General features: G+C 37.6%; 22 protein-coding genes, 3 tRNA genes and 2 pseudogenes. 14 read left to right on the top strand and 13 right to left on the bottom strand.

Annotation, left to right across the window (positions count from 1 at the left end; translation table 11 throughout):
• The 5 genes from aspS to CVFO_RS04785 all read right to left on the bottom strand — a co-directional run bounded on the left by aspS (window position 1) and on the right by CVFO_RS04785 (window position 4,969).
• A complete protein-coding gene (gene aspS, locus CVFO_RS04805) occupies window positions 1-1,752 on the bottom strand; it encodes an aspartate--tRNA ligase (protein WP_201338935.1) in 1,752 nt (583 codons plus the stop codon).
• Window positions 1,749-2,360 (bottom strand): DUF502 domain-containing protein, encoded by a 612-nt coding sequence (locus CVFO_RS04800; RefSeq protein WP_201338934.1) that lies wholly within the window; start codon window positions 2,358-2,360, stop codon window positions 1,749-1,751. Before CVFO_RS04800 ends, aspS begins: the two co-directional genes overlap by 4 nt.
• Before the next feature lie 56 nt (window positions 2,361-2,416).
• A complete protein-coding gene (gene map, locus CVFO_RS04795) occupies window positions 2,417-3,193 on the bottom strand; it encodes a type I methionyl aminopeptidase (protein WP_201338933.1) in 777 nt (258 codons plus the stop codon).
• Window positions 3,193-4,209, bottom strand: coding sequence for a M48 family metalloprotease (locus CVFO_RS04790; protein ID WP_201338932.1), 1,017 nt, complete (start codon window positions 4,207-4,209; stop codon window positions 3,193-3,195). The genes map and CVFO_RS04790 overlap by 1 nt, the downstream gene beginning before the upstream one ends.
• A gap of 151 nt (window positions 4,210-4,360) precedes the next feature.
• A complete protein-coding gene (locus tag CVFO_RS04785; protein WP_201338931.1) occupies window positions 4,361-4,969 on the bottom strand; it encodes a LemA family protein in 609 nt (202 codons plus the stop codon).
• 148 nt (window positions 4,970-5,117) lie between these two features.
• Here CVFO_RS04785 and CVFO_RS09130 point away from each other — a divergent pair, with 148 nt between their 5' ends.
• Both CVFO_RS09130 and CVFO_RS04780 read left to right on the top strand, forming a co-directional pair.
• Complete coding sequence (locus CVFO_RS09130) at window positions 5,118-5,252, top strand: hypothetical protein (protein WP_281064388.1); 135 nt, start codon at window positions 5,118-5,120, stop codon at window positions 5,250-5,252.
• Window positions 5,253-5,331: 79 nt separating this feature from the next.
• Window positions 5,332-6,168: an Hsp33 family molecular chaperone HslO gene (locus CVFO_RS04780; RefSeq protein WP_201338930.1), complete on the top strand. Its 837-nt coding sequence runs from the start codon at window positions 5,332-5,334 to the stop codon at window positions 6,166-6,168.
• A gap of 28 nt (window positions 6,169-6,196) precedes the next feature.
• Here CVFO_RS04780 and CVFO_RS04775 read toward each other — a convergent pair.
• The 5 genes and pseudogenes from CVFO_RS04775 to dnaQ form a co-directional block, all read right to left on the bottom strand.
• Window positions 6,197-6,272, bottom strand: a tRNA-His gene (locus CVFO_RS04775).
• A 34-nt stretch (window positions 6,273-6,306) separates the two neighbouring features.
• A tRNA-Arg gene (locus tag CVFO_RS04770) sits at window positions 6,307-6,383 on the bottom strand.
• A 51-nt stretch (window positions 6,384-6,434) separates the two neighbouring features.
• Window positions 6,435-6,511 (bottom strand) — tRNA-Pro (locus tag CVFO_RS04765).
• Between the two features lie 64 nt (window positions 6,512-6,575).
• Window positions 6,576-8,042 (bottom strand): annotated as a pseudogene (ubiD, locus tag CVFO_RS04760) (4-hydroxy-3-polyprenylbenzoate decarboxylase).
• A 20-nt stretch (window positions 8,043-8,062) separates the two neighbouring features.
• Window positions 8,063-8,734, bottom strand: a complete 672-nt coding sequence (gene dnaQ / locus CVFO_RS04755) for a DNA polymerase III subunit epsilon (protein ID WP_201338929.1) — start codon at window positions 8,732-8,734, stop codon at window positions 8,063-8,065.
• Between the two features lie 70 nt (window positions 8,735-8,804).
• On the opposite strand from dnaQ, the gene rpoZ reads away from it, so the two are divergent.
• From rpoZ to acs, 4 genes and pseudogenes are all read left to right on the top strand, one after another.
• Window positions 8,805-9,080: a DNA-directed RNA polymerase subunit omega gene (gene rpoZ, locus CVFO_RS04750; protein ID WP_201338928.1), complete on the top strand. Its 276-nt coding sequence runs from the start codon at window positions 8,805-8,807 to the stop codon at window positions 9,078-9,080.
• Between the two features lie 265 nt (window positions 9,081-9,345).
• A pseudogene (locus tag CVFO_RS04745) lies at window positions 9,346-10,452 on the top strand (IS3 family transposase).
• Between the two features lie 68 nt (window positions 10,453-10,520).
• Window positions 10,521-10,655 (top strand): hypothetical protein, encoded by a 135-nt coding sequence (locus tag CVFO_RS09125; protein WP_281064387.1) that lies wholly within the window; start codon window positions 10,521-10,523, stop codon window positions 10,653-10,655.
• A gap of 294 nt (window positions 10,656-10,949) precedes the next feature.
• Entirely contained in the window at window positions 10,950-12,863 is a 1,914-nt protein-coding gene (gene acs / locus CVFO_RS04740; protein ID WP_201338927.1) for an acetate--CoA ligase, read from the top strand.
• Window positions 12,864-12,912: 49 nt separating this feature from the next.
• Here the strand turns inward: acs and CVFO_RS04735 are convergent, their stop codons facing one another.
• Complete coding sequence (locus CVFO_RS04735; RefSeq protein WP_201338926.1) at window positions 12,913-13,650, bottom strand: hypothetical protein; 738 nt, start codon at window positions 13,648-13,650, stop codon at window positions 12,913-12,915.
• Window positions 13,651-13,683: 33 nt separating this feature from the next.
• Window positions 13,684-14,670, bottom strand: coding sequence for a porphobilinogen synthase (gene hemB / locus CVFO_RS04730; protein WP_201338925.1), 987 nt, complete (start codon window positions 14,668-14,670; stop codon window positions 13,684-13,686).
• A 40-nt stretch (window positions 14,671-14,710) separates the two neighbouring features.
• Between hemB and thiC the strand changes: the two genes are divergently transcribed.
• Window positions 14,711-16,579 (top strand): phosphomethylpyrimidine synthase ThiC, encoded by a 1,869-nt coding sequence (gene thiC / locus CVFO_RS04725; protein ID WP_281064386.1) that lies wholly within the window; start codon window positions 14,711-14,713, stop codon window positions 16,577-16,579.
• A gap of 278 nt (window positions 16,580-16,857) precedes the next feature.
• Here thiC and waaA read toward each other — a convergent pair whose 3' ends face one another.
• The gene (gene waaA, locus CVFO_RS04720) at window positions 16,858-18,114 is read right to left on the bottom strand and encodes a lipid IV(A) 3-deoxy-D-manno-octulosonic acid transferase (protein WP_201338924.1); all 1,257 of its coding nucleotides are present in this window, start codon (window positions 18,112-18,114) and stop codon (window positions 16,858-16,860) included.
• Window positions 18,115-18,167: 53 nt separating this feature from the next.
• Here waaA and cgtA point away from each other — a divergent pair, with 53 nt between their 5' ends.
• From cgtA to CVFO_RS04685, 7 genes are all read left to right on the top strand, one after another.
• Window positions 18,168-19,172, top strand: coding sequence for an Obg family GTPase CgtA (gene cgtA / locus CVFO_RS04715; protein WP_201338923.1), 1,005 nt, complete (start codon window positions 18,168-18,170; stop codon window positions 19,170-19,172).
• Window positions 19,169-19,939, top strand: coding sequence for a glutamate 5-kinase (gene proB, locus CVFO_RS04710; RefSeq protein ID WP_201338922.1), 771 nt, complete (start codon window positions 19,169-19,171; stop codon window positions 19,937-19,939). The genes cgtA and proB overlap by 4 nt, the downstream gene beginning before the upstream one ends.
• Window positions 19,940-20,625: 686 nt before the next feature.
• Window positions 20,626-20,793 carry a hypothetical protein gene (locus tag CVFO_RS04705; protein WP_201338863.1) on the top strand — a complete coding sequence of 56 codons (168 nt, stop codon included), beginning with the start codon at window positions 20,626-20,628 and terminating at the stop codon, window positions 20,791-20,793.
• Window positions 20,732-20,977, top strand: a complete 246-nt coding sequence (locus tag CVFO_RS04700; RefSeq protein WP_201338905.1) for a transposase — start codon at window positions 20,732-20,734, stop codon at window positions 20,975-20,977. Before CVFO_RS04705 ends, CVFO_RS04700 begins: the two co-directional genes overlap by 62 nt.
• Before the next feature lie 125 nt (window positions 20,978-21,102).
• Window positions 21,103-21,552 (top strand): DDE-type integrase/transposase/recombinase, encoded by a 450-nt coding sequence (locus tag CVFO_RS04695; RefSeq protein WP_201338921.1) that lies wholly within the window; start codon window positions 21,103-21,105, stop codon window positions 21,550-21,552.
• A 48-nt stretch (window positions 21,553-21,600) separates the two neighbouring features.
• Window positions 21,601-21,876, top strand: a complete 276-nt coding sequence (locus tag CVFO_RS04690) for a hypothetical protein (protein WP_225879214.1) — start codon at window positions 21,601-21,603, stop codon at window positions 21,874-21,876.
• 94 nt (window positions 21,877-21,970) lie between these two features.
• On the top strand, window positions 21,971-22,372 hold the full coding sequence (locus CVFO_RS04685; RefSeq protein ID WP_201338919.1) for a hypothetical protein: 402 nt from the start codon (window positions 21,971-21,973) through the stop codon (window positions 22,370-22,372).
• The last annotated feature ends 284 nt before the right edge of the window (window positions 22,373-22,656 follow it).

Below are 22,656 nucleotides of genomic sequence, written 5' to 3'. Positions count from 1 at the left end.
TTAGTCTTTTTCTGGCAGGCTAACCTTAACGCTTAATTCACGCAATAACTTTCTTGGCACGCTGGTAGGTGCATTGGTTAAAAGGCAAGCGGCAGTTTGAGTTTTAGGAAAGGCAATCACATCACGAATAGAATCCGCACCTGTCATAATCATTACCAAGCGGTCAAGACCAAACGCCATGCCACCATGAGGTGGACAGCCATATTCTAGTGCATTCAGTAAAAAGCCAAATTTATCTTGTGCCTCTTGGTCGGAGATGCCTAGTAGTTTTAGGACGGTTTTTTGCATGTCAACTTGATGAATGCGAATAGAACCACCACCTACTTCAGATCCATTAATGACTAAATCATAGGCTTTGGATAGGGCGGTTGTGGCAGTTTGTTCTAGGATTTTAGCATCAACACTGGGTGCGGTAAATGGGTGATGAATTGCATTTAATGAGCCGTCGTCACTCGCTTCAAACATTGGAAAATCAACCACCCACACGGCTACCCATTGTTTGTCAAATAAGTCTAAATCTTTAGCAAGTTGTTCGCGTAAATTACCCAAAGCTTCATTAACAATTTTGCTTTTATCAGCGCCAAAGAAAATGATATCCCCTGTTTTTGCATCGGTCATTTCGATAACTTTAGCGGTTACTTCAGCGCCTAAGAATTTTAAAATAGGGGAGGTTGGGCCGTCCTCATTAAGTTTGATATAAGCCAAACCTTTTGCGCCATAAATGCTCACGTATTTTGTGTATTTATCAATATTTTTACGACTAATACTAGCACCACCTGGTACTTTTAAAGCAGCAACACGAGAGTTATCATCGTTAGCAGGACCTGAAAATACTTTAAAATCAACATCTTGCATTAGCTTGTCCATGCTGACTATTTGCATTGAAATACGCATATCTGGGCGGTCTAGCCCGTATTTTTCCATGGCATCTACGTAGGTAATGGTGGGAAAATTATCACCTAAATCAACGTTAATGACTGATTTAAACAAGCCTCTAGTCATTTTTTCCATCATTGCCATGATTTCATTTTCACTCATAAATGAAGTTTCAACATCAAGTTGAGTGAATTCAGGTTGGCGATCAGCACGTAAGTCTTCATCTCTAAAGCACTTAACAATTTGATAATAACGCTCAAATCCTGACATCATTAAAAGTTGTTTGAATAATTGTGGCGATTGTGGCAAGGCAAAGAACTCACCTGGATGTGTGCGCGAAGGTACTAAATAATCACGAGCCCCTTCTGGGGTAGCCTTGGTTAAAAATGGGGTTTCGATATCTAAAAAATCATGCTCATCCATAAATTCACGCATGTAACGAGTAACGCGAGAACGTAAACGCAAGCGATTTTGCATGGCATCACTACGTAAGTCTAAATATCTATATTTAAGCCGGACTTCTTCTGAGGTATCAGTTGCATCAATTTGGAATGGCGTGGGTTTGGAGGTGTTAAGAATTTCAATATTTTGTGTTTTAATTTCAATTTCACCAGTGCTTAGTTTTGGATTTGTTAAACCTTCACCTCTGGCAATCACTATCCCTGTAATTTTTAATACAAATTCGTTACGAATAGTTTTAGCTAAAGAGAAATCTGTATTGTCAGGATTAATAACCACTTGAGCAATACCGCGTTTGTCACGCATGTCTAAAAAGATAACACCCCCATGATCACGCCTGCGATTAACCCAGCCACAAATTTCTACTGTTTGGTCTATATTGTCTTTGTTTAGTTCGCCACAATAATGTGTTCTCATAGTTTGTCCTTTGTTTGTGTTGGCGTTACCACGCCAGTAGAAATAATTAGTTTGAATGCTTCATCAACATTCATGTCAAGCTCAATCACATCCTCTTTTGCGAGCATAATGAAAAAGCCAGAAGTAGGGTTAGGTGTGGTGGGTACATAAATATTAATAATTTCTTGCCCAATTTTTTGTGCTACCTCACCACCATAGTTGCCTGTTTGAAAGGCAATGGTCCACATACCTTTGCGCGGATATTCAACCAATAATGCTTTTTTGAAACTCTCATCAGAAGGGCTAAGCACGGTATCTGAAAGTTGTTTAAGTGCGCTATAAATACCTCTAAAGCCTGGAATTTTATTGAGTAGTTTTTCCCAAAGTTGGATAAGTTTACGACCAATAAAGTTACTAACCAAAGCGCCCGTTATCAGCATGATTAAAATAACCCAAACAATGCCAGACCCAGGAATGGTCTTGTCTAAATCAAATAAAGCTTCTGGTAGGTATTGGGTGGGAACAATGTTATTGACTAATTCTAAAAAGAATTTAACAACAACAATACTCAACCCTAAAGGTATCCAGAATAATAGACCAGAGATAAAATAATTTCGTAAGCGTTTCAACGGTTCAAAATAATAGCGATAAAAAAGGCTATTTTAGCATAAGCATCGCACTATTTTTATACCGACTCTTCATCTCTGAGTGTTAAGATTTCGCATCCATTTTTCGTGACTAAAATAGTGTGCTCCCATTGTGCAGAAAGCGCGCGGTCTTTTGTAGTTACTGTCCAGTTATCGACTTTAGAAGTGACAACTTCAAATCCACCTAGATTAATCATAGGCTCAATTGTAAAAGTTATGCCTGCTTCAAGAATTGGGCTAATGTCTGATTTTCCATCATCATAATGAACCACTTGAGGTTCGGCGTGAAACTCAGTCCCAATGCCATGTCCACAATAATCACGCACCACAGCACAATTATTTTTAATTGCATGAGTGCCAATTGCCTTGCCAATTTCACCCAAATGAACACCAGGCTTTACTTGTTTAATGCCGATATATAAACATTCTTGTGCAATTCTACAAATGCGTTGTGCTTTGACACTAGATTTACCAATGATGAACATTTTTGAAGTATCGCCATGAAAACCATCTTTAATAATGGTGATATCAATGTTAACTATGTCCCCTTTTTTAAGCCTCCTGTCTCCAGGAATGCCGTGGCAAACCACATGGTTAACACTGGTGCAAATAGATTTTGGAAAGCCGTGATAATTAAGTGGTGCAGCAATCGCACCTTGCTGATTAACAATATAATCATGGCAAATTTTGTCTAACTCATCAGTACTAATGCCAGCCTTAACATGAGGTGATATCATATCAATGACATCAGCTGCTAAGTGCCCAGCCACACGCATTTTTTCAATATCATCTTTTGATTTAATGGCTATTGACATTAGAGTCTATTTTGAATTTTTTTAATGCGCTTATCTAGTGGCGGATGTGTGGCAAATAACTCACCACCCATACCAAACAACATGGCATGGGCATACTCTTTGGCATTAGGATTCTCAAGTTTGGTTTTACCACCATTTTGCATAATCTCAAATGCCTCAACCAAGCCATTAGGATAACGAGTAAATTGAACAGCAGAAGCATCAGCCAAGTATTCGCGCTGGCGCGACATTGCTGCTTGTAAAATACGCCCAAACCAAACCGTCATGACCCCAATTAATGCAATGATAGCAGCGATTGCGAATAATACTAATTTTGCTCGACCATCCATACGGCGATTATAAGCGGCTTGGTAAAATATCATCCTGGCGAGGAAAAATAGTGCAGTAAAACCAAACACAAAGGCGCTGATTTGGATATTAAGTTTGATGTCATGGTTGACAATATGTCCAATTTCATGAGCAATAACACCAGATAATTGAGTGCGATTAAAACTTACCATTGAACCTTGAGTAATGGCAACAATCGCCTCTTGAGTAGTTTTCCCTGCAGCAAAGGCGTTAATAGCATTATCTGGAATGATGTATAAGGCAGGCGCAGGAATGTTAGCCGCCAAAGCTTGTTCAGCGACTATATTAAGTGCTTGTTTTTTCTCAATTGACAACTCGTCTTCATCATTAATTAGTTTACCACCAAAGGCAAGTGCGACTTTATGTCCATTTGATTTTTGAAAAAAACCAAATGCAGTGGCACTCAGCATTGCCAATAATGCCACCAGTGAAAATCCTAAAAAACCAAACAACTGCTCTTGATTTTGAAAGACGATTTGATTAGCAGCAATGAACTTTTCACCAAAGCTGTATTGTTGATATTCAGGCTGATAAAACTGTGTTAAATTGAATCCAACAAACAAAGTGTAGCCAATTAGTGTAGACGAAATTAGTAATAAAATAAGATATAAAAACCAAATAATTAGCGTGTTCTTTTTGGCCTTGTCTTGATGCTCCCTAAAATCCATTGTTAACGATACCCCCAGAAATCCCAATGTAATTTAGGGAATGTACTCTTTTAGTACCCCTTTGAGGGATGAAAAAAAGCACTGTTTTATGTATTTCAGTACGAAGTCTGCCATTGGTATAAATTGTGTTAGGGTTTCCTTGATACACCCTTTAAGCAAATAAGTCTTTAGGCGCTTGGTTTAATTGTTCCATGCTCTCGCCAAATTCTAAATTTTGTGCATCCACACCAAAGCCAAACAGACCAGCAAACAATACATTTGGAAATGATTTTTTGTACTCATTAAACTTTTGAACTAAGTCGTTATACCCCTGTCGAGCACTGGCAATGCGATTTTCTGTGGTGGTCATTTCCTCACTTAGTTGCATCATGTTTTCGCTTGCTTTTAAATCAGGATAGGCTTCCATTTTTAAGTTAAAACCACCCATTGCACTGTCCAATGCTATCTGAGAACTGGCTAAATTTGCCATGGCACTTGCCTCGCCTGGATTTTTTTGTGCCACTTTGTTGGCTTGTGTCAGTCCTGCTCTAGCTTCAGTAACAGCAGTTAACGTCTCTCTTTCATGTTCCATGTATTTTTTAGCAATATCAACCAAATTGCCAATCAAGTCTAAGCGTCGCTTAAGTTGTACTGAAATTTGCTCAAAGCCATTTTGATACTGAGTTTTGTAAGAAACCAAGTTGTTATAAATGCTGACAATCCAAATAAGTAAAACAACCACAATTGTAATTAGCAGCCAGTTTTGTGTTAAAAATTCCATCTCAAATCTCCTAAAAGTTAATCAATATCGATGTTAATTATATAAGGCTATTGCTTTTAAATTCAAGTCTTTCATTTCCTTTTAATTCAATTTTGAACGTTTTATATTTAATAGGTAAATAAATTCAAGTGAAATTGTTTGGAGTTGCATGCACTTTCTTAGTTTTGTTATAAAGCCTGCCACCAATGATTGGGTAGGCTATAGCCACCGAAATGTTTTCTTATCCAGTGTTGATTTTAAGGCTTATTTTGGCAAGATAGGTAATTACCAAAGCATCAAGTAACAATTGATTGTCATTTTTAATAAATTTTTTTCTCTCAATCGTGTTGTGCATAATTTTTATTTTAACTAAAATATCTTTTATGAACAGTATTAGAAAATTTTTATTCAAAGAGTTAGACATCTGCGGTCAGCATTTATCAATCAGTAGGCCTTGGCAGCAGATGATTGAGAGTCGTGGTTATTCTAAAGTGGTTCAGCAACTATTTGGTGAATTGAGTGCACTGGCAATCATATTGGCAAATGGTATGAAGCACAAAGGCAAAATTACCATGCAACTTCAAGGGGGTGGTGCAATTAGTTTGCTGCTGGTTGAGGTGAGCGATGATTTGAAGATACGCGGTATGGTTAAAGTGAGTGGCGTTATTGATGAGCATGATAACTTTGGTCGAATTTTAGGCAAAGGAAAAATCGTTGCCACCTTATATAATGCACAAACTAAGCGTAATTTTCAGTCATTAGTGTCTATTAATTCAAAAGGATTGATACAAACATTTGAGGATTATTTTTCTCAGTCAGATCAATTGGCATCCAAGATTTGGATTTTATCAAATCAAGATAATTTATCAGCCATGTTGGTTCAAAAAATGCCAGATAGCAAGCAAAATAGTCAACAAGACTGGGATAGAATATTGTTATTAGCAAACACCATTACCCATGCAGAATTATGTGAACTACCTGCGCAATCTCTATTGCATAAGCTGTTTCATGAAGAAGTGGTGACATTGTTTGAAAAAGACACAATTGAATACGAATGCCAGCAAGATAGAGAAAAATTTGAAAAAATTATCTTCAATTTAGGTGAAAAAGACGCTAGAGATTTGCTTAAAGAACATGGTGAAATTGCCATTCATAATGAAATATGCAATGCCCACTTATTTTTTGATGAGAGTGATTTAGATAAGATATTTTCTAATTAAACATATAAAAAATATTGTAAAAGCAAGATGGGGCGAGAAACGGGGTTTGAACCCGCGACAACCGGAATCACAATCCGGGGCTCTACCAACTGAGCTATTCCCGCCATAAACTATTACCTCAGGCTTTTTGCCTTGAAGTGGTACGCCCAACACGATTCGAACGTGTGACCTACGGCTTAGAAGGCCGTTGCTCTATCCAGCTGAGCTATGGGCGCATATACCAAAAATGGTTGTTATTAAAGCACTCTAAATGCAAGGTATTTTTTTGGTCGGAGTGGAGGGATTTGAACCCCCGACCACCTGGTCCCAAACCAGATACGCTACCAAACTGCGCTACACTCCGAAAAAACAATAATTATACTTTGTTAAATTGAAATGTAAATGGTTAAATTACCGATGGTTAGTAATTAGTCAATCCCTAACTCATGCCAAATGGCATCAATTTTTTGTATGACGCCTTTGTCCATTTCAATGGGCTCTCCCATTCTCGATTGGTTTCACCAGTAAGTTTATTAGTCGCATCAATGCCTATTTTTGAACCAAGACCAGAAACTGGTGAGGCAAAATCAAGATAATCAATGGGCGTATTATCAACCAAAGTAGTGTCACGACTCGGGTCAACGCGTGTGCTTAATGCCCAAATCACTTCTTGCCAATTTTTAACGTCAATATCATCATCAACCACAATCACAAATTTGGTATATACATAAACTGACGTAAGAACGACCAAACTCCCATCATTACACGCTTGGCATGCCCTGGATATTGCTTTTTGATGCTGACAATCGCCATTCTATATGAGCAAGCTTCAGGTGGTAAATAAAAGTCTATAATTTCTGGAAATTGCTGTTGTAAAAGTGGCACAAACACCTCATTAAGTGCCACACCTAATACAGCAGGTTCATCAATGGGTTTGCCTGTATAGGTGGAGTGATAAATCGGGTTAATTCTGGTGGTTATTCTTTGCACTGTAAAAACAGGAAATTTTTCTACTTCGTTATAACAACCAGTGTGGTCGCCAAAAGGGCCTTCGTTTGCCATCTCATTTGGATGGATGACACCTTCTAAGATAATCTCAGCATTTTCAGGGACTTGTAAATCATTACCTAGACACGTACAGACTTTGGTTTTTTTGCTTCGCAACAATCCAGCAAGGCCATATTCACTTAATGTATCAGGAATCGGGTTAACTGCTGCCAATGTTGTAGCAGGATCAGCCCCAAGTGCTACAGCAATTGGAAAAGGTTTGTTAGGGTTTTTTTCACACCAGTCTTTAAAATCAAGCGCACCGCCACGATGCGACAGCCAACGCATAATGAGTTTATTTTTTCCAAGAACTTGTTGGCGATAAATGCCTAAATTTTGCCGTTTTTTATAGGGTCCTTTGGTGATGGTTAGCCCCCAAGTAAGTAGTGGTGCAGCGTCTTTAGGCCAACAAGTTTGAATGGGTAATTTAGATAAATCAACCTCATCGCCTTCAATAACGACAGCTTGGCACTGACCTTTTTTAACCAATTTAACGGGCATATTGAGTACTTTTTTTAGTACTGGTAGTTTTTCAATGGTATCTTTAAACCCTTTAGGCGGTTCAGGTTGTTTCAATTCAGCCAAGAGTCTTCCCAATTCTCTTAATGCGATTAAGTCTTTTTGTCCCATGGCAGCAACAACACGTTTTGTTGTACCAAATAAACATGCCAGTACTGGCATGTTTGAATTTTTAACATTTTCAAACAAAAGTGCAGGGCCTGTTTATCCAGTGTTCGGCGACAAATTTCAGTAATTTCTAAATGGGCATCAACTTGTGTTTGAATGCGTTTGAGCTCGCCTTGTTTTTCTAACCCAGTGATAAACTCACGTAAATCTTGATATTGCATTGGTATTTGCCTTAAATTAATTAAATTTTTTCAAAGTAACTAGCGTGTGCTGTTAGTTCTTGTTTATTTGCATAAACAACTTTGATTTTGCCAATAGCGCGTTCTACTCGAATAATGTTATTAGTATTATTGGCTTGCTCGTTGGCCACTTGTTCATTGCCAAATAAAGTCGATTGCCCGCCAGTCATTGCTAGATAAACTTGTGCTAGAATTTTCGCATCTAGTAGTGCGCCATGTACAGTTCTTGCACTTGAGTCAATTTCAAATCGTCGGCATAAGGCGTCAAGATTGTGCAATGTGTCAGGTCGTTGTTGTTTAGATAGTTCTAATGAATCGATAATATTGCATTTATCCTCAATACGCTCATCAATACCCATAAGTTTAAGTTCATGGTTTAAAAACCCAAGGTCAAATGGGGCGTTGTGAATGATGAGTGTTGCACCTTCAATATAGGTTAGAAACGTTTTAACAATGGCTTCAAATTTAGGCTTTTTTGTTAAGAACTTGTCAGTAATACCATGAATTCGCACCGAATCGCCAACATTGCGACTGGGTTGTATATATTCATGATATTCATTATTCTCAGTGATTTGTCTATCTACAATTTCTGTACAACCAATTTCAATGATGCGATGACCTTCGGAAGGCTCAATGCCTGTAGTTTCAGTGTCCAGTACAATTAGTCTTTCCATCGAATATTCCTTGAACTTATTTTTCGTGTAAAATTATTTGATTTTATCATAAGTAAAATTTATAAATATTATGGCAAGAGTAACAGTTGAAGAATGTTTGGAACATGTGGAAAATCGTTTTGAGTTAGTATTAGTTGCAGCAAAGCGTGCACATCAATTAAGTTCTGGTGGCTATAAACCACTATTAGATGCAGGTAAAGACAAGCCAACAGTAGTGGCGTTAAGAGAGATTGAGGCAGGGCTTATTGATGCTTCAATTTTAAGCGAAACTTATGAAATGCAAGAGCAATTATCAGCACAGCAAAAAGTAGCAGATAGTGCAAAAATGTCTGAAATTGAGCAGTAATTAACGCTTAATTGCTTAAAAATGACGCAAGTGCGTCATTTTTTTTATCTAAAAACACTTGCTATCTATATTAGCAACATATGATAGTTAACAATTGTTTATGTAGTGGTCTGAAAAACTTGGACACAAAGATAGCCTTATAATACAAACCATAAGGAGGTCAGTAATGACACAATATAAATCAAGAAAACAACGAGTGACTTTTACCGTTGAACATTCTGTTCAATACCCCCTTGAGGGGGGAACACTAGATTATGCCAAACTCATGGTGCATGAGAATTACACCAATAAAAAAAATCATGATAATATCAGGAGCTTGCTCCTCAGCAGTTAGCAGATGGAGAAAACAATACCTAGCAGAGCTTGGTGGACAAACACCAGAGTCAGGCAAAGCGCTGACTTCTGAACAACAAACAATACAACTGCTTGAGAAACAACTTTGGCGCGCACAAAGGGACAATGAAATCTTAAAAAAGGCAACAGCCTTGTTCGCTGTGGACAATCACCAAGTGATATGATTATCAAGATAAACAAGGCTTGCCAACAATACAATACTAAAGAATTATGAGCATTACTCAAACTTCCTCGCAGTAGTTATTACTATCAAGTCAAAGATAAGCGAGTAAACAACAACACCAACGCTATGATTAAATTAATCAAACAAACTGCTATTGAAGTTGGATACACCTATGGCAAACGCAGAATGCGAGTAGTTTTGAATAACCAAGGTTATAACATTGGTATTTACCAAACTGCAACGCTAATGAAAAAAGCCAATGTAGTTGCCATACGCCCAAGAAAGCGTCATTATTACCCTAATACTAGATTGATGTTTAAAAAGGCAAAAAACCTATTAAATCGTGTGTTTGAGCAGCAATCAATTAATACGCATTGGGTTGGTGATATTACCTATATCAAAACCTATCAAGGTGGGAGTTATTTAGCCAGTGTGTTGGATTTAGGCTCAAGACAAGTTGTTGGTTGGGCATTGTCAAAACAGCCTAATGCTCAGTTGGCAAAGGATGCGCTTAGTAATGCTGTGTCTAGACACCAGCCCAATACAAATAAACACATGTTCCACTCTGATCAAGGGACTCAATACTCTTCTAAAGTTTTTATTGATTATTGCAACAAGAACAACATTACTCAAAGCATGAGCAGGCGAGGTAATTGTTGGGATAATGCGGTCATGGAGCGTTTCTTTAGAAGTCTGAAGACTGAGAGATTAAATTATCAAAGTTTTGCAAATCATAGTGAAGTCGTGCAAAATGTAGAGGGTTATATCTACTTGTATAATTACAAAAGGATTCATTCAGCGATTGGGTATTTAACACCTGCTCAAAAGATGGCTGAATTGAAAAAAGCGGCTTGAAATGTGTCCAAGTAGGTTAGAGCATTGCAACCACGGGGCTGAATGCTAAACAAGATAGAATTGTTAGCATGGGATACACTTTGATTAAGGATTTGCATTTATTTTTAAAAGACAGTGCTCATGTTTTGGTTAAGCCTAAACGTTTACTAACTGAGCAAAATGTTGGCATTCATCAGCTTACTGATTTGATAATTTGCCAATGAGAGAATGCTAGATACTTTAAAAATTGAGACCAGGAAACGCACTGTGAATCAAATCCATATTAATCCTGAGAGTTTAAGATTGTTTGCACTTAGAGATCAATATAATTTACCTCGTTATAAAGCCCATAATGCTATGTAAGACGCTATTTCAACAGCAGAATTGTTTTTAGCTCAAGTGGCTTATATGGGTGATATTGACACCATTAAGTTGAGTGAATTGATGATTTAAAAATGACGTGTCTGAGCGTATTTTTCTAGGTATGATTAACTTTTTTACTTCTTAAATCAACCACTATGTATCCAATTATCAAACCCAGTAAGCCGCCCATATGTGATGAAGCAACTTATGAATCAATGTATCAACATTCAATTGATGATAGTGACTCATTTTGGGCGCAACAAGCCAAAGTATTCCTAGATTGGGATAAGGATTGGACACAAGTCTCCAATGTTGATTATACAAAAGGTCAAATTGAGTGGTTTAAGGGTGGCGAGTTAAATGTTGCTTACAACTGTATTGATAGACACTTACCAAAACGCGCAAATCAAACAGCCATTATTTGGGAAGGTGATGACCCTGAGGCAAGTCAACATATCACTTATCAACAACTTCATGATGAAGTGGCAAAACTTAGCAATGGCCTTAAAGCATTAGGGGTTGAAAAAGGTGATCGAGTTTGTATTTATATGCCGATGATTTTACAAGCAAGTTATGCCATGTTGGCTTGTGCTCGCATTGGTGCTATTCACTCTGTGGTATTTGGCGGCTTTTCACCAGAGGCATTAAAAGATAGAATTCTAGACTCTGAATGTAGGATTGTTATCACTGCTGATGAAGGTATGCGTGGCGGTAGAGCTACTGCACTAAAGGCAAATGTTGATCAAGCAGTTAGTGAGTGCGATTGTGTTGATAAAGTGATCGTGGTAAAGCGCACAGGTGGTGATGTTAATTGGAACGATAGAGATGTTTGGTATCATGATTTAGTTGCTGATGTTTCAGCTGAATGTCCGTGTGAATCATTTGATGCTGAAACGCCGTTGTTTATTCTTTATACTTCTGGCTCTACTGGAAAGCCCAAAGGTGTGCTACATACCTCAGGTGGCTATTTGCTTTATGCTGCGATGACGCATCAATATGTTTTCGATTACCAAGAGGGTGATGTGTATTGGTGTACAGCAGATGTTGGTTGGGTAACAGGGCATTCCTACATTGTTTATGGGCCACTTGCAAATGGGGCAACCACATTAATGTTTGAAGGCATTCCAACTTATCCTGACGCCTCACGTTTTTGGCAAGTTATTGACAAACATCAAGTCAACATTTTTTACACTGCACCGACAGCAATCCGTGCATTAATGGGTGCTGGCGATGAATATGTCAGCAATACCTCACGTTCAAGCTTACGTATTTTAGGCACGGTTGGCGAGCCTATTAATCCTGAAGCGTGGGAGTGGTATTATCACACTATTGGAAAAGGTAAGTGTCCTGTCGTTGATACTTGGTGGCAAACAGAAACAGGTGGTCATATGATTACGCCTTTGCCTTATGCGACTGCGCTTAAGCCAGGATCAGCCAGCAAGCCATTTTTTGGTATTGAACCACAAGTTGTGAATGAGAAGGGTGAAATACTAACAGGCGAAGCTGAGGGTATTTTAGTATTAGCAAGGTCTTGGCCAGGGCAAATGCGCACTTTGTATAACAATCATCAGCGATTTATGGAGGCTTATTTTACCACCTTCCCAGGCAAGTACTTTGCAGGCGATGGTGTTAGGCGTGATGCTGATGGTTATTATTGGATTACTGGGCGTGTAGATGATGTACTTAATATTTCTGGGCATCGCTTAGGTACAGCAGAGATTGAATCAGCATTAGTTTTACATGACGGTGTTTCAGAGGCTGCAGTGGTGGGCTATCCTCACGATATTAAGGGTCAGGGTATTTATGCTTATGTGTCAATTATGAATGGTGTTGAACCAACGGATGAGCTTAAAACTGAATTGGTTCAGTTGGTACGTCGTGAAATTGGACCTATTGCCACTGTGGATAAAATTCAATTTGCACCGGGTTTGCCAAAAACGCGTAGTGGTAAGATTATGCGCAGAATTTTAAGAAAAATTGCACGAAATGATTATGATAATTTGGGTGATACTTCAACCTTGGCAGAACCAAAAGTTGTTAAAGATTTGATTAAAAATAGAGTGGTTTAGACAACCTAAAACAGATAATTATTAGTGTTGTTATTTTTTGTAAATGGCGTTACTCAGTAATTAGCACTTTTTGAAAACTTTGCTTGATTTTATCTTTAAAACTTAGCATGCATTGTTGATGGTAACTCGTTTGTATGTCGTTATCTAATGAAATAACTTTGCCAAATACTTTGTATTCTAAGTCCATGGTATTTTTAATATTATCACAGTAGTTTTGTATTTCTTCAGTAGTGTAAGAGATTAAGGTTGCAACACCAATAGCAGGCACAATAAGCCCTGTTATAGCAATACCTGCTGAGGTTTCTTTTATTTTTTTAATGCGGGCAATGTTTTTTGTGACTGTATTTTTATTTTGCTCTTCAAAGATACTTTTTAAATATTTAAGTCTTTCATCAGAAATTTGTAATTTTTCTTGAGCTGAAGTTAGTGAATTTTTTAAGGTTTTTACCTTGGTTCTTGCATCATTTATTTGTAAAATTTCATCATTCAAAACATGGCCTTTACTGGTTGCTAATGAAAGCTTATCTTGTGCTTTTTTTAATGCTGAACGCGTTTTAATTAACTGGTTATTGAGATTTTCCAATGCATTTGTACTACTCGGGGTGGTAGAAGATCTGGCAACCTGCTTGGCATTATTAGGTTGAAGTGCTATAAGCTTAGTGTTGTATTCTTGTGCAAGACTGCTGATTTCATTGTTAAGTTTAATGACTTGGTTGTTGTGGATAAAATAACCAACAACCAAAGCGATGGTTAAAACAATTGAGCTAAATAATGATTTATTTTCCATAATAACACCTCAAAATTAAGATATATAATATTCTTACTTTAGCCATTTAGCAGCTTGCTTGGCGTAATAAGTTAAAATGCCATCAGCACCAGCGCGCTTGAACGCCAACAAAGTTTCTAACACCACTTGCTCTTCCTTGAGCCAATTATTTTGTACAGCCGCTTTTAACATGGCATATTCACCACTCACATGATAAGCAAAAGTGGGCATGCCAAAGGTTTGCTTAACTCGATAAACAATATCCAAGTAGGGCAATCCAGGTTTAATCATAATCATATCCGCACCTTCATCAATATCTAAACCCACTTCACGAATAGCCTCATTAGAATTAGCAGGATCCATTTGGTAAGTCTCTTTGCTAGACGTGCCTAAATTAGCTGAAGAGCCAACGGCATCCCTAAAAGGACCGTAATAATGGGAGGCGTATTTTGCAGAATAAGCCAAAATATTCGTATGAATAAATCCATTTTCTTCAAGTGCTTTACGAATGGCACCTATACGCCCATCCATCATATCACTTGGTGCCACGATATCGCTACCAGCTTGCGCATGGGATAAGGCTTGTTTGACTAAGACTTCAATGGTTTCATCGTTGAACACATAGCCATTATCATCAATCAAGCCATCTTGGCCATGCGTGGTAAATGGATCAAGTGCGACATCGGTAATTACTGCTAAGTTTGAATATTTTTGTTTGACGGCGCGTGTAGCACGTTGTGCCAAACCGTCTGAATTAAATGCTTCTTGTGCATCTAATGATTTTTTTTCTAATGGAACAACAGGGAAAAGTGCGATGGCTTGAATGCCCAATTCAATCAATTCAGCCACTTCAATTAGTAATTGATCAATACTTAAACGCTCAATATCTGGCATTGAGTCAATACTTTGTCGTTTATTCTGACCCTCAATGATAAAAATTGGAAAGATTAAATCGCTGGCTGTTAGGCTGTTTTCACGCATTAATTTACGGGTATGTGCGTGTTTTCTCATACGACGTAGTCTATGGGTTAAAATTGTCATTTTTGAATTTCAATTTAATATTTTCATTAATTATACGTCAATGAGCCAGTCAAGCAAAACCTTAAAAAATATGTCAAACGTTAATGAGGCGTTTATCAAACCATTTCCTAACTCTAATAAGATTTATGTGCAAGGGTCACGCAAAGATATTCAAGTGCCTATGCGCGAGATTACACTTACAGATACCATTGGTGAGTTAGCAGAAAAAAATACCCCTATTCATGTTTATGACACCTCAGGTGTTTACACCGATCCTAATGTCGAGATTGATTTACGTAAAGGCCTTGGCAATATTAGAGTCACTTGGATTGAACAGCGAAATGACACTGAAATATTAACCAAACTGAGCTCTAATTTTTCTAATGAACGCCGAGATGATGCGCAGTTAGATACGCTACGCTTTGAGCATCTAAAAGTGCCACGTCGTGCCAAAAATACCAAAAATGTATCACAGATGCATTATGCTAAACAGGGCATTATTACCCCTGAGATGGAATACATCTCTATTCGTGAAAATTGTAAATGGCAAGAATACAAAGATCAAATTGGACAGCATAAAGGCGAAAGTTTTGGCGCTAATATTCCTGATGTAATCACACCTGAGTTTGTGCGCGATGAAGTTGCTAGAGGGCGTGCGGTAATTCCTGCTAATATTAACCATCCAGAAACAGAACCGATGATTATTGGTCGTAATTTTATGGTTAAAATTAATGGTAATATCGGTAATTCTGCACTGGGTTCAAGTATTGAACAAGAGGTTGATAAAATGGTGTGGGGTATTCGCTGGGGTGCAGATACCATTATGGACCTTTCAACAGGTAAAAATATTCACGAAACTCGTGAATGGATTATCCGTAACTCACCTGTACCTATTGGCACTGTACCTATTTATCAAGCATTAGAAAAAGTTAATGGCATCGCTGAAGATTTAACTTGGGAAGTGTTTCGTGACACCTTAATTGAGCAAGCTGAGCAGGGGGTAGATTACTTCACCATTCATGCAGGCGTGCGCTTACAACATGTGCCGCTGACTATTAATCGTATCACAGGCATTGTCTCTCGTGGTGGCTCAATTATGGCCAAATGGTGTTTAGCACACCACACAGAGAGTTTCATTTATACACACTTTGAAGATATTTGTGAAATTATGAAGCAATATGATGTTACCTTTTCACTAGGCGATGGTTTACGTCCTGGTTGTATTGCTGATGCTAATGATGCGGCTCAATTCGGCGAATTAGAAACCTTGGGCGAGCTTACCAAAATTGCTTGGAAACATGATGTGCAAACTTTTATCGAAGGCCCTGGCCATGTTCCTATGCAGATGATTAAAGAGAATATGGATAAGCAGCTAGAAGAATGCGGTGAAGCGCCATTTTACACACTTGGTCCATTAACGACTGATATTGCACCGGGTTATGATCACATTACCAGTGCCATAGGTGCGGCACAAATTGGCTGGTATGGCTGTGCCATGCTTTGTTACGTGACACCAAAAGAGCATCTCGGTTTGCCCAATCAAGACGATGTTAAGCAAGGCGTTATCGCTTATAAAATTGCAGCACATGCAGCTGACTTGGCTAAAGGACATCCGGGTGCACAAATTCGTGATAACGCCCTTTCTAAAGCGCGTTTTGAATTCAGATGGGAAGACCAGTTTAATTTAGGTCTAGATCCAGATACAGCACGTAAATACCACGATGAAACTATGCCCAAGCAAGCTGCAAAAACCTCGCATTTTTGTTCCATGTGTGGCCCTAAATTTTGTTCCATGAAAATTACTCAGGAGATTAAAACCATGGATGCAGAAGAGATTGCTAAGATTAATGCCATTCAAGTAGAAATGGATAAAAAATCGGCAGAATTTTTAAAAAATGACAGTGAAATTTACATGAAAGAAGGTGCTTAAATTTTTTGTTAATTTAATTAAAAAACGACCCTTAATTTGTTCGACTATTGTCTAAAATCTTAAAGTCTTTCAAACAGCATTGACCTGAAGGATTCAGGTTTTTGCAATGACAGTAGTTGTGTTTAGTTTGAAATACAGCAAACCCTTTTAAGACATTCTCTTTGCCTTGTTTTATAGCTTCTATATAAGCACTTTCAGTGATGTTAAAGCAGTAGCATAATTGCTTTTCATTGTTTTTAGTGTCACAACAACTCATTTTTTATATTGTAAATTTAAAATCATAAGGTAAGAAATTTCTTGATTAACTGTAGTGTATTTTCAACCGCACCTTGCTTGCTATAAAGGTACTGTTGAGCGTTATTACCTAATACTTTGTATTGTTGTTCATCATTTAATAACACTATTATTATTTTAAATAAACCTGTCACATTTTGAATTTGAATGGCTGCGTTTTGTTTTAGTAAGTCTGATGATATTTCGGTAAAATTAAATACATTAGGGCCAAATATAATAGGCTTGGCAAGGGCAGCAGGTTCAAGCATATTATGCCCACCAGTGTTGCTTAAACTCCCCCCCATAAAAACAATATCAGCAATATCAAAGTAAGACATCATTTCATCCATAGAATCACCTAAAAGAATTTGAGCATTTTGAGCAGGTTGGTTTTCTGAGCGACGAATAACATTAAGATTGGCATTTTTAGCTAATTTATAAACTGCATCAAAACGTTCTGGATGTCTTGGAATAATAACAAGTAAGGCATTAATGGTGTGTTTATGTTTTAAATATTCATTAATAATTTGCGCCTCTTCGCCTTCATGAGTGCTGGCAAAAATAACAGTTTTACGTTTGCTAATTATCGCTTGTAATGCATTACTTATTGTTGTGTCGGGTTTTGTATTTTGATCAAACTTAATATTGCCAGTCATGATTACATTATTATTCTTAGTGCCTAATTCAATAAAACGATTAGCAGAATTTTGATTTTGAGCAGCAATCAAGCTGAGTTTATTTAAAGTTTGCTTAATTAAATTGGACGTAAATTTTTGGTACTTTTCTTTTGATTGTTGCGATAATCTGGCATTGATAAGCAGTGTTGGAATGTTGTTTTTGTTGAGTTTGTGGATTAAATTAGGCCAAATTTCTGTTTCTAGTAGTAGACATATTTTTGGGTTAATTTTTTTAATATAACGCCTAACAATTAGTGGCAAATCATAAGGGAAATAAAGATGCAATACCTTATTTTGATAATGATTAATCACCGCATTAGAACCTGTAGGTGTGGTCGTGGTAATTAATAATTGATGATTAGGATATTGTTTAATAAGTTGGTCAATAATAACAATGGCTGCTTTAAATTCACCTATAGAAACACAATGCACCCAAATAACAGGTGCTTGGATTTTGCTAATTAAGCCGAGTCGTTCGTTAACTCTTTGCCTGAATTTAGGTATTTTTATGCCTTTAATCATTAACCTTAAAATCATAAAGGGTAATAAAAAATATCCTATCGTGCTGTAGAGACTTCGGTTCATTTTGGCAGTGGTATAATACGGTTCATTGTATTTTAGCGGTTTTGAAGTCCTTTATGAAATTTGTTGATTCTGCCAGTATTCGCATCGAAGCTGGCAAAGGTGGGGCAGGGTGTTTGGGCTTTCGCAGAGAGAAATATATTCCTGACGGTGGTCCTGACGGTGGTGACGGTGGTGACGGTGGTCATGTCTATTTTCAAGGACAAGAGGGGTTAAACACGCTTAGTGAATTTCGTTTTAAGCGTTTGTTTAGGGCAAAGAATGGCCAGCCTGGATCAGGTCAAAACAAACGTGGGAAATCAGCGCAACATTTAACGGTTGAAATTCCATTGGGCACTAAAGTTTACGACCTTGAAACCGATGAGTTAATTAGCGAGATGGTTGAGCATGAACAAATCATGCTAGTTGCTAAGGGTGGCTTTCATGGCTTGGGTAATACACGGTTTAAATCTAGCATTAATCGCGCACCACGTAAAACTACACCAGGCTCATTGGGCGAAGTTCGTGAGATTGGTTTAGAGTTAAGTATCATGGCTGATATTGGCCTTTTAGGCATGCCTAATGCAGGTAAATCAAGCTTGATTAGACAAATCTCAAGTGCAAGACCCAAGGTGGCTGATTATCCATTTACCACGCTACATCCTTCGTTAGGTGTGGTGTCTTATTATGATGAGCATATTGTCATGGCAGACATTCCAGGGTTGATTGAAAATGCCAGCGAAGGCGTGGGTCTGGGATTTGAGTTTTTAAAGCATTTATCGCGCGCAAAAGCATTGTTACATGTTGTAGATATCTTGCCAGCTGATGGATCTGACCCAGTTGAGAATTTTTTAACCATTGAAAAAGAGCTAAAAAAATACGATCAAGAACTGGCCAGCAAGCCAAGATTATTAGCGATTAACAAAATGGATTTATTGCCAGAGGGGGATGGAGAGACTGTGGTTCAAAGTTTATTAAAAGGCACTCGTTATAAGGGAAAGGTTTACAGTATTTCTGCTTTAAATGGCTTCGGCTGTAAAGATTTAGTAGCTGGATTGTTTAAATTAGTGAAGGAAAAATGAGTAAGCAAAGATGGGTCATTAAAATTGGATCTGCGCTTTTAACCAATGATGGTAAGGGTTTAGATAAAATCGCTATTGCCTCATGGGTAAAGCAAATTGTTAAATTAACCCAACAAAATATTGACATTATTTTGGTGTCAAGTGGTGCGATTGCTGAGGGTATGAAGCGTCTAGGCTGGAACAAACGACCTGAAAATATACACAAACTTCAAGCTGCCGCCGCAGTTGGACAAATGGGCTTGATACAAACTTACGAGTCTTTGTTTGCTAAACATGATATTCATACCGCACAAGTATTGTTAATTCATGATGATTTTGCCAAGCACAAACAAAGTGAAAACGTTCGTGCAACTTTAAATAATTTAATGGCATTGGGTATTGTGCCGATTGTTAATGAAAACGATACGGTTGCTACAGATGAAATTAAATTAGGAGATAACGACACTTTGGCAGCATTAGTGGCTAATTTAGTGAAAGCGACCCAATTGGTCATCTTGACAGATCAAGGCGGTGTTTATGATGCCGATCCACGCCAAAATGCTAATGCTAAGTTGATTGGCAAAATCCATGTGAATGATGAAAGATTAACACAAGTTGCTAGCAGGACAGGCGGCTCACTAGGCTCTGGTGGCATGTATACTAAAGTATTAGCAGCCAAAACAGCCGCTGAATCAAACACCATTACTATCATCGCCTCAGGCAGACAAACTGACGTTTTGTCTAAACTAGGTGCAGGTGAGCATATTGGCACACTCATTCATTGTTGATTGTATATTTAAAATGAATAAAAATTTAGCGATTTTTTAAGTCAGAAAATAGTGAAGCCGTCAAAAGGATATTGTGGATATTTTTTTTGGTAAGGAGTAATTTGTTATTTCAAGACATATTAAAGATATGTTATTTGACAATAGTGAATCAAAAAAGGCAATATGCACAAAATACATATTGTAAATTCTGATAAGCCAGTTACTTATTATTCTTTGTATATTATCTTAGCAGTTGACTGTCGCATTAATTCTATTATTGGCACCTTCTTTTGAGAAAAAGAAGTATATACTTAGCCGTATTTGCCAAATCTAAAAAATCAATTTAGATAAATTCACTCAAAATACTTGTATTCTGTCCATTGAAAACAACACAAGGCAATCTATGAATCGTTACTTACACACTTATGCGTAAGTAACGATTCATAGGGTAAGTAATAATAGTAAAGAAATTAAACACATAGCAGGTTTGAAGTTTAGAAACTGGATAAGATAATAAAATATTATGAGGCAATATTTACAAGTATTTAAAAGAATTTGCTAAATTACGTAATCAAGTAATAAAGAACATTGATTCATCCAAGCAATATGATTGTGTTTGGCTTGATACTATTCCTAATAAACTGCAATAGTCTAATTTTATTGGACACAAAGATAGCCTTATAATACAAACCATAAGGAGGTCAGTAATGACACAATATAAATCAAGAAAACAACGAGTGACTTTTACCGTTGAACATTCTGTTCAATACCCCCTTGAGGGGGAAACACTAGATTATGCCAAACTCATGGTGCATGAGAATTACACCAATAAAAAAAATCATGATAATATCAGGAGCTTGCTCCTCAGCAGTTAGCAGATGGAGAAAACAATACCTAGCAGAGCTTGGTGGACAAACACCAGAGTCAGGCAAAGCGCTGACTTCTGAACAACAAACAATACAACTGCTTGAGAAACAACTTTGGCGCGCACAAAGGGACAATGAAATCTTAAAAAAGGCAACAGCCTTGTTCGCTGTGGACAATCACCAAGTGATATGATTATCAAGATAAACAAGGCTTGCCAACAATACAATACTAAAGAATTATGAGCATTACTCAAACTTCCTCGCAGTAGTTATTACTATCAAGTCAAAGATAAGCGAGTAAACAACAACACCAATGCTATGATTAAATTAATCAAACAAACTGCTATTGAAGTTGGATACACCTATGGCAAACGCAGAATGCGAGTAGTTTTGAATAACCAAGGTTATAACATTGGTATTTACCAAACCGCAACGCTAATGAAAAAAGCCAATGTAGTTGCCATACGCCCAAGAAAGCGTCATTATTACCCTAATACTAGATTGATGTTTAAAAAGGCAAAAAACCTATTAAATCGTGTGTTTGAGCAGCAATCAATTAATACGCATTGGGTTGGTGATATTACCTATATCAAAACCTATCAAGGTGGGAGTTATTTAGCCAGTGTGTTGGATTTAGGCTCAAGACAAGTTGTTGGTTGGGCATTGTCAAAACAGCCTAATGCTCAGTTGGCAAAGGATGCGCTTAGTAATGCTGTGTCTAGACACCAGCCCCCGACCAAACCCGCTACTTGCACTATGACAACCTAGGCAGTATCGACACCATCACCGATGGCCAAGGCAACGGTGGTAGAAAGAATGAGCTACGCCGCCACAGGTAGTGCTAAAGCCGCACAAGGGGCAGGACTAACGGCAGGATTGTTTATGGGTATTGGCGGGTTACGAGAGGCTAAAACTGTAGGTGGAAAAACCACCTACAACAAAGGCTGGGAATCAGGTTCAATGAAAACCCTAGCCGCCCATGGTCTTGCCAGCGGTGTTAGCTACGTTCAAGCAGGAGGTAAGTTTGGTGCTGTATTTTTATCAGGCGTGGCAGGGTCTTATTTAGGCTCATCAGGTACAGCAAATGATTAACAATACCATCAGAGATGCAGTGATTGGCGGCACAGTCTAGGTGATTGGTGGGGGTAAGTTTGCGAATGGGACGAGGAGTGGGGCTTATCGGTATTTGTTTAATGAGGTGATGACGCATGGTTCAAAGCAAGTTGGGAATATTGACAAGGCTTTGACTCCTAATTCTGTAGCAGTTCCAGGATGGGAGGCTAAAGCTGGAATTTTAAAAGTTAGTTATGACCCTGCAACATTAGAGGTTAATATGCATAACTCTTGCAATTCTAACCCTGTGTTTTCTAGCAAAGTATCTTTAACTATCTTTGGATTTGGTCTTTCTGGAGCAAGTTACTCTTACGACTTAGGCAACAGTTGGACAACGTCAGTTTATGATTATGCTTCAAATTATGGCACTAATCCTAATGGAGATTTTGTTTATAAAAGTGGCTTTGGCTTTAGACGAGGGAGGCTAGATTATAGTTATGATTTTGAAATTCCTCTTATTAATGGGGCTCACTAATTATGAGTAAATTTAAATTGTATTTTGGTTATTTTTTATTGGTTAATTATTTTTTTGTTTTTATTGGGACTTTTAAGAGTGTTGTTTGAATTTCCATATCATCCACTACTTATAATAAATGGAGGAATATCAGGCACTATTTTATTCTTTTGGATGACGTACCATCTTATGAATAATAGAAAGATTAATCATAGACCTTTATGGTTTTTTTCTTTTTTTATAATGTTGATAGGAGGGATGCTATATTTTTGGGTTGTTTATAGAAAAGAAGCCCAAAATATAAA

Source organism: Isorropodon fossajaponicum endosymbiont JTNG4 (assembly GCF_016592615.1).
Classification (GTDB): Bacteria; Pseudomonadota; Gammaproteobacteria; order PS1; family Pseudothioglobaceae; genus Ruthia.
This window is presented reverse-complemented; position numbering and strand designations above follow the sequence as displayed.

Coding starts and splice junctions, on each gene's coding strand:
- thiC (WP_281064386.1), top strand. CDS start 14,711: ATGAGCCAGTCAAGCAAAACCTTAAAAAATATGTCAAACGTTAATGAG.
- CVFO_RS04785 (WP_201338931.1), bottom strand. CDS start 4,969: ATGGAATTTTTAACACAAAACTGGCTGCTAATTACAATTGTGGTTGTT.
- aspS (WP_201338935.1), bottom strand. CDS start 1,752: ATGAGAACACATTATTGTGGCGAACTAAACAAAGACAATATAGACCAA.
- cgtA (WP_201338923.1), top strand. CDS start 18,168: ATGAAATTTGTTGATTCTGCCAGTATTCGCATCGAAGCTGGCAAAGGT.
- proB (WP_201338922.1), top strand. CDS start 19,169: ATGAGTAAGCAAAGATGGGTCATTAAAATTGGATCTGCGCTTTTAACC.
- rpoZ (WP_201338928.1), top strand. CDS start 8,805: ATGGCAAGAGTAACAGTTGAAGAATGTTTGGAACATGTGGAAAATCGT.
- CVFO_RS09130 (WP_281064388.1), top strand. CDS start 5,118: ATGCACTTTCTTAGTTTTGTTATAAAGCCTGCCACCAATGATTGGGTA.
- CVFO_RS04790 (WP_201338932.1), bottom strand. CDS start 4,209: ATGGATTTTAGGGAGCATCAAGACAAGGCCAAAAAGAACACGCTAATT.
- CVFO_RS04705 (WP_201338863.1), top strand. CDS start 20,626: ATGACACAATATAAATCAAGAAAACAACGAGTGACTTTTACCGTTGAA.
- CVFO_RS04690 (WP_225879214.1), top strand. CDS start 21,601: ATGAGCTACGCCGCCACAGGTAGTGCTAAAGCCGCACAAGGGGCAGGA.
- waaA (WP_201338924.1), bottom strand. CDS start 18,114: ATGAACCGAAGTCTCTACAGCACGATAGGATATTTTTTATTACCCTTT.
- hemB (WP_201338925.1), bottom strand. CDS start 14,670: ATGACAATTTTAACCCATAGACTACGTCGTATGAGAAAACACGCACAT.
- map (WP_201338933.1), bottom strand. CDS start 3,193: ATGTCAATAGCCATTAAATCAAAAGATGATATTGAAAAAATGCGTGTG.
- CVFO_RS09125 (WP_281064387.1), top strand. CDS start 10,521: ATGGGATACACTTTGATTAAGGATTTGCATTTATTTTTAAAAGACAGT.
- CVFO_RS04780 (WP_201338930.1), top strand. CDS start 5,332: ATGAACAGTATTAGAAAATTTTTATTCAAAGAGTTAGACATCTGCGGT.
- CVFO_RS04700 (WP_201338905.1), top strand. CDS start 20,732: ATGAGAATTACACCAATAAAAAAAATCATGATAATATCAGGAGCTTGC.
- CVFO_RS04735 (WP_201338926.1), bottom strand. CDS start 13,650: ATGGAAAATAAATCATTATTTAGCTCAATTGTTTTAACCATCGCTTTG.
- dnaQ (WP_201338929.1), bottom strand. CDS start 8,734: ATGGAAAGACTAATTGTACTGGACACTGAAACTACAGGCATTGAGCCT.
- acs (WP_201338927.1), top strand. CDS start 10,950: ATGTATCCAATTATCAAACCCAGTAAGCCGCCCATATGTGATGAAGCA.
- CVFO_RS04695 (WP_201338921.1), top strand. CDS start 21,103: ATGATTAAATTAATCAAACAAACTGCTATTGAAGTTGGATACACCTAT.